Source organism: Bradyrhizobium sp. (genome assembly GCF_036009065.1).
GTDB lineage: Bacteria > Pseudomonadota > Alphaproteobacteria > Rhizobiales > Xanthobacteraceae > Bradyrhizobium.
Window position 1 is genome coordinate 1 of sequence record NZ_DASYMN010000420.1, and the last position, 4,794, is coordinate 4,794.

Annotated in this window: 4 protein-coding genes; 3 read left to right on the forward strand and 1 reads right to left on the reverse strand. The window is 63.4% G+C overall.

The features are described from left to right. Positions 1 to 409 (forward strand): S1 RNA-binding domain-containing protein (locus tag VGP39_RS25190; RefSeq protein WP_327570807.1); only part of this gene is annotated, 409 nt, incomplete at its 5' end. Positions 410 to 885: 476 nt separating this feature from the next. Then, complete coding sequence (locus VGP39_RS25195) at positions 886 to 1,644, forward strand: superoxide dismutase (RefSeq protein WP_327570808.1); 759 nt, start codon at positions 886 to 888, stop codon at positions 1,642 to 1,644. Positions 1,645 to 1,716: 72 nt separating this feature from the next. Here the strand turns inward: VGP39_RS25195 and VGP39_RS25200 are convergent, their stop codons facing one another. Next, positions 1,717 to 2,619, reverse strand: coding sequence for a LysR substrate-binding domain-containing protein (locus tag VGP39_RS25200; protein ID WP_327570809.1), 903 nt, complete (start codon positions 2,617 to 2,619; stop codon positions 1,717 to 1,719). A gap of 235 nt (positions 2,620 to 2,854) precedes the next feature. Between VGP39_RS25200 and katG the strand changes: the two genes are divergently transcribed. Further along, positions 2,855 to 4,794 (forward strand): catalase/peroxidase HPI (gene katG, locus VGP39_RS25205; protein WP_327570810.1); only part of this gene is annotated, 1,940 nt, incomplete at its 3' end.

Below are 4,794 nucleotides of genomic sequence, written 5' to 3' on the forward strand. Positions count from 1 at the left end.
GAAGACCGGCGCCAAGGTCAACATCGAGGACGACGGCACCGTCAAGGTCGCCTCCGCCGACGGCGAATCGATCAAGGCCGCGATCAAGTGGATCAAGTCGATCGCCTCCGATCCGGAGCTCGGCCAGATCTATGACGGCACCGTGGTCAAGGTGATGGAGTTCGGCGCCTTCGTGAACTTCTTCGGCGCCAAGGACGGCCTGGTCCATATCAGCCAGCTCGCGGCCAACCGCGTGCAGAAGACCTCCGACGTGGTCAAGGAAGGCGACAAGGTCAAGGTCAAGCTGCTCGGCTTCGACGACCGCGGCAAGACCCGGCTGTCGATGAAGGTGGTCGACCAGACCACCGGCGAAGACCTCGAGGCCAAGCAGAAGACGGAGGCGCCGCAGCGCGAAGCCGCCGGGGAGTAATTTCAGCGACTAGTGAGTAGCGATTAGTAGGGGCGGCCTAGAAGGCCGCCCTTTTTTTACCTCTCCCCGCTCTTTCGCGGGGAGAGGTCGAAATTCGAGCGCAGCGAGAATTTTGGGTGAGGGGCCAGGTACTGCGACTGCAAGATTGCAAATCCCTCGGGTCGAAAGGCTGCTGACGGACCCGAAAGTTCTTCCTAGGATCAATGCAGTGCCTGGCCCCTCACCCGGCGCTTCGCGCCGACCTCTCCCCGCGAAAGAGCGGGGCGAGGTTGAAGAAGGCGCTGCGTCGGGTCACGTGCGCGGTTACGCCGCACGATCACTAAGCCGCAAACCGAAACCGCACTTTGCCCCGGCGCGTAACTTTCCCTTGGGTTTGGTGGATCGAAATGCCGATCCCGGAATAGAACAACATCATCGATGGTTTGTTGTTTAAGGCCATCAGAGCGTACCGCCACTCACATCCCAGGGAGAACTTCATGTCATCATTATCCCGCCGCCACCTGTTCGGCGCAGCCGCAGGCGTCATCGCCGCAGCCGCGGCGCCGCGCGTTTTCGCCCAAGCTCCGGCCGCTCCGGCTCCAGCCCCTGCTGCCGCGCCGGCGCCGACAGGGCCGTTCACGCTTCCGCCGCTGACCTATCCATTCAACGCGCTGGAGCCGCACATCGACGCCAAGACCATGGAAATCCACCATGACCGGCATCACGCCGCCTACGTCGCCAATCTCAACACCATCGCCAAGGCCAATCCGCAGATCGGAACCAGTGCGGTGCAGGACGTGCTCGGCAACCTGAACGCGCTCAATGACGACATCAAATTCGCGGTGCGCAACAATCTCGGCGGTCACGCCAACCACACCATGTTCTGGGAGATCATGGCGCCGGGCGGCGGCAAGCCGGAAGGCGAATTGCAGACCGCGATCGACAAGGATCTGGGCGGCATGGACAAATTCCAGACCGACTTCAATGCCGCCGGCGGACGCCAGTTCGGCTCCGGCTGGGTGTTCGTCACCATTGCCAAGGAAGGCAAGCTCGCCATCGAAACCAAGCCGAACCAGGACAGCCCGATCATGGACGGCAAGCGCGTCCTGCTCGGCAACGACGTCTGGGAGCATGCCTATTATCTGATGTACCAGAACCGCCGCGCCGACTACCTCAAGGCGTGGTGGAATACCGTGAACTGGAGCAAGGTCGCCGAGCGCTACGCCGCCGCCAAGGCCGGGACGCTGGGGGTTTGAGGCTCCATCCCCAAGGATTGGCCACCGAGCTTGCGAATCGACAAAAACGTGACCACCTGCGAAATCGGGTGGTCACGCAACACTTTCCTTCACGACCTTCGCCAATGCGTCGAAATCCATCCTGCGCGGTGAGGTCCGGCGAAATGCCAGGCCAATGCTGCGGCCGGGCTGCGGCTCTTCCAGCCGCAGAAATTTTACGCGCGGGTCGCGGGCTTCGACGTCCGCGGCGATCTGCGGAATCAGCGTCACGCCATAGCCGCCGGCGACCATCTGCATCACCGTGGTCAGGCTGCTGGCGCCGAACGTCATGCCGCTCGAGCCCGGCGCGGGCCCGCGCGCGACGCTGGCGCAAAACGCCAGCGCCTGATCCCGCAGGCAGTGGCCGTCTTCGAGCAGGATCAGCCTCGACTGATCGATCTCGCCGGGAGAAATTCGCCGCGCCTGTGATCGCGGATCGTCGGACGGCACCGCGAGCAGAAACAGATCGTCGAACAATTCTATTGCATCGATGTCGGATTCGCCGAGCGGCAGCGCCAGCATCGCCGTATCGAGCGCGCCGCTCTTGATCTCCTCGACAAGCTGTTTGGTTTGCGTCTCGCGCAACTCAAGCCGCAATTCGGGGAATTGCTTTTGCAGCGGCGGGAGAATACGCGGCAGCAGATATGGCGCCAGCGAGGGAATGATGCCGAGCGTCAATCGCCCTGTCAGCGGTTCGCCGCAATGGCGCGCAAAATCCACCAGATCATGCGATGCGGTCAGCACCTCCTCACCACGGCGCGCAACCTCGCGGCCGACGTCGGTCAGCATCACATCGCCCGGCCTGCGCTCCACAAGCGTGACGCCCAGCGTGCGTTCCAGATCGCGAATCTGCATCGACAGCGCCGGTTGGGTGATCGCGCAGGCATCCGCCGCGCGGCCGAAATGACCGTGACGGGCAAGGGCGGCGAGATAACGGAGCTGCTTGAGCGTGATCATGCGAGAGTCTCCCGAATTTCGGATTCGGAATGCGTGATCAGATTAACTTATCGGCATCCCAAGACAATTCGACTGGACCTGATGTTAGATACCTTCCAAACTGCCGTCACACATCTTTCGGGGTAGGCTTACCGCCGACCCCGTGTCGAATGCACAATAATTGAAAAGACATTGCTTTTAGGCGCAGATCGAGGCGCTGAAACAGTGTCCAAATTCGAGCCTAGCGGAGAGAAACATGGACGCAAAGACTGACGACAGCGCTGGCAAGTGCCCGTTCACGGGCGGCGCCCGCGGACACCGCAACCGGGACTGGTGGCCGGAGCACCTGGATATCGGTGTGCTGCATACGGCCCACCCTTCCGCCGATCCCATGGGCCGGGATTTTGACTACGCCAAGGAGTTCAAGAGCCTCGACCTGAACGCCGTGATCAAGGATCTGCACGCGTTGATGAGGGATTCGCAGGACTGGTGGCCGGCGGATTTCGGCCACTATGGCGGACTGTTCATCCGCCTGGCCTGGCACAGCGCGGGAACGTATCGCATTACCGACGGCCGCGGTGGCGCCGGCGCCGGGCAGCAGCGCTTCGCGCCGCTCAATTCCTGGCCCGACAACGCCAACCTCGACAAGGCGCGCCGCCTGCTGTGGCCGATCAAGCAGAAATACGGCAAAAAGATTTCGTGGGCTGACCTCTTCGTTCTCGTGGGCAACGTCGCGCTGGAGTCGATGGACTTCAAGACCTTCGGCTTCGCCGGCGGCCGCGCCGACGTCTGGGAGCCGGAAGAACTCTACTGGGGTCCCGAGGGGACGTGGCTCGGCGACGAACGCTACAGCGGCGAGCGCCAGCTCAATGAATCGCTCGGCGCGGTGCAGATGGGCCTGATCTACGTCAATCCGGAAGGCCCGAACGGCAATCCGGATCCGGTCGCGGCGGCGAAGGATATCCGCGAGACGTTCTTTCGCATGGCAATGAACGACGAGGAAACCGTCGCCCTGATCGCCGGCGGTCACAGTTTTGGCAAGACCCACGGCGCCGGCGATCCGTCATTGATCGGCCCGGAGCCGGAAGGCGGCGCGATCGAGGATCAGGGCTTGGGATGGAAAAGCGGGCATGGCACGGGCTACGGCGCCGACGCCATCACCGGTGGCCCGGAAGTGATCTGGACCCAGACCCCGACCAAATGGAGCAACTCCTTTTTCGACAATTTGTTCGGCTTCGAATGGGAGCTGGATAAGAGCCCCGCCGGCGTCAAGCAGTGGAAGGCGAAGGACGCCCCCGCCACGATTCCGGACCCCTACGACGCATCGAAGAAGCGTGTGCCGACCATGCTGACTACCGACCTCTCGCTGCGGTTCGACCCGGCCTACGAGAAGATCTCCCGGCGCTTTCACCAGAACCCGGATCAGTTCGCGGACGCCTTCGCCCGCGCCTGGTTCAAGCTGACCCACCGCGACATGGGCCCGATCGTGCGCTACCTCGGCCCGCTGGTGCCGAAGGAAACGCTGATTTGGCAGGACCCGATCCCGGCGATTGATCATGAGCTGGTCAGCGAGCAGGACATCGTGGCGCTGAAGGCGAAGATCCTCGGCTCGGGCCTGTCGGTGTCGCAACTGGTCGGGGCGGCCTGGGCATCGGCATCGACGTTCCGCGGCTCCGACAAGCGCGGCGGCGCCAACGGCGCGCGTATCCGCCTCGCACCCCAGAAGGACTGGGAGGTCAACGATCCCCGGCGGCTCGCGGCCGTGCTGTCGAATCTCGAAGCGATCCAGAAGGAGTTCAACGCGCAGGCCGGCGAGAAGAAGGTCTCGCTCGCCGACCTGATCGTGCTCGGCGGCGCCGCGGCGGTCGAAAAGGCCGCCAAAGACGCCGGCACCGAAGTGAAGGTGCCGTTCAAGCCCGGGCGCATGGACGCGTCGCAGGAACAGACCGACGCGGCATCGTTCGCACCGCTCGAGCCGCGCGCCGACGGCTTCCGCAACTATATTGGCGGCAAGCGGCAGTTCATGGCGCCCGAGGAGGCCTTGGTGGATCGCGCGCAACTGCTGCGGCTGACCGCACCGGAGATGACGGTTCTGGTCGGCGGTCTGCGCGTGCTCGGCGCCAATACCGGCGGCGCGAAGCATGGCGTCTTCACCACACAGCCGGAAAAGCTGACCAACGACTTCTTCGTCAACCT

What these genes read in the sequence shown, in the direction of transcription:
- VGP39_RS25195 (WP_327570808.1), top strand. Translation starts at nt 886, where the DNA reads ATGTCATCATTATCCCGCCGCCACCTGTTCGGCGCAGCCGCAGGCGTC.
- VGP39_RS25200 (WP_327570809.1), bottom strand. Translation starts at nt 2,619, where the DNA reads ATGATCACGCTCAAGCAGCTCCGTTATCTCGCCGCCCTTGCCCGTCAC.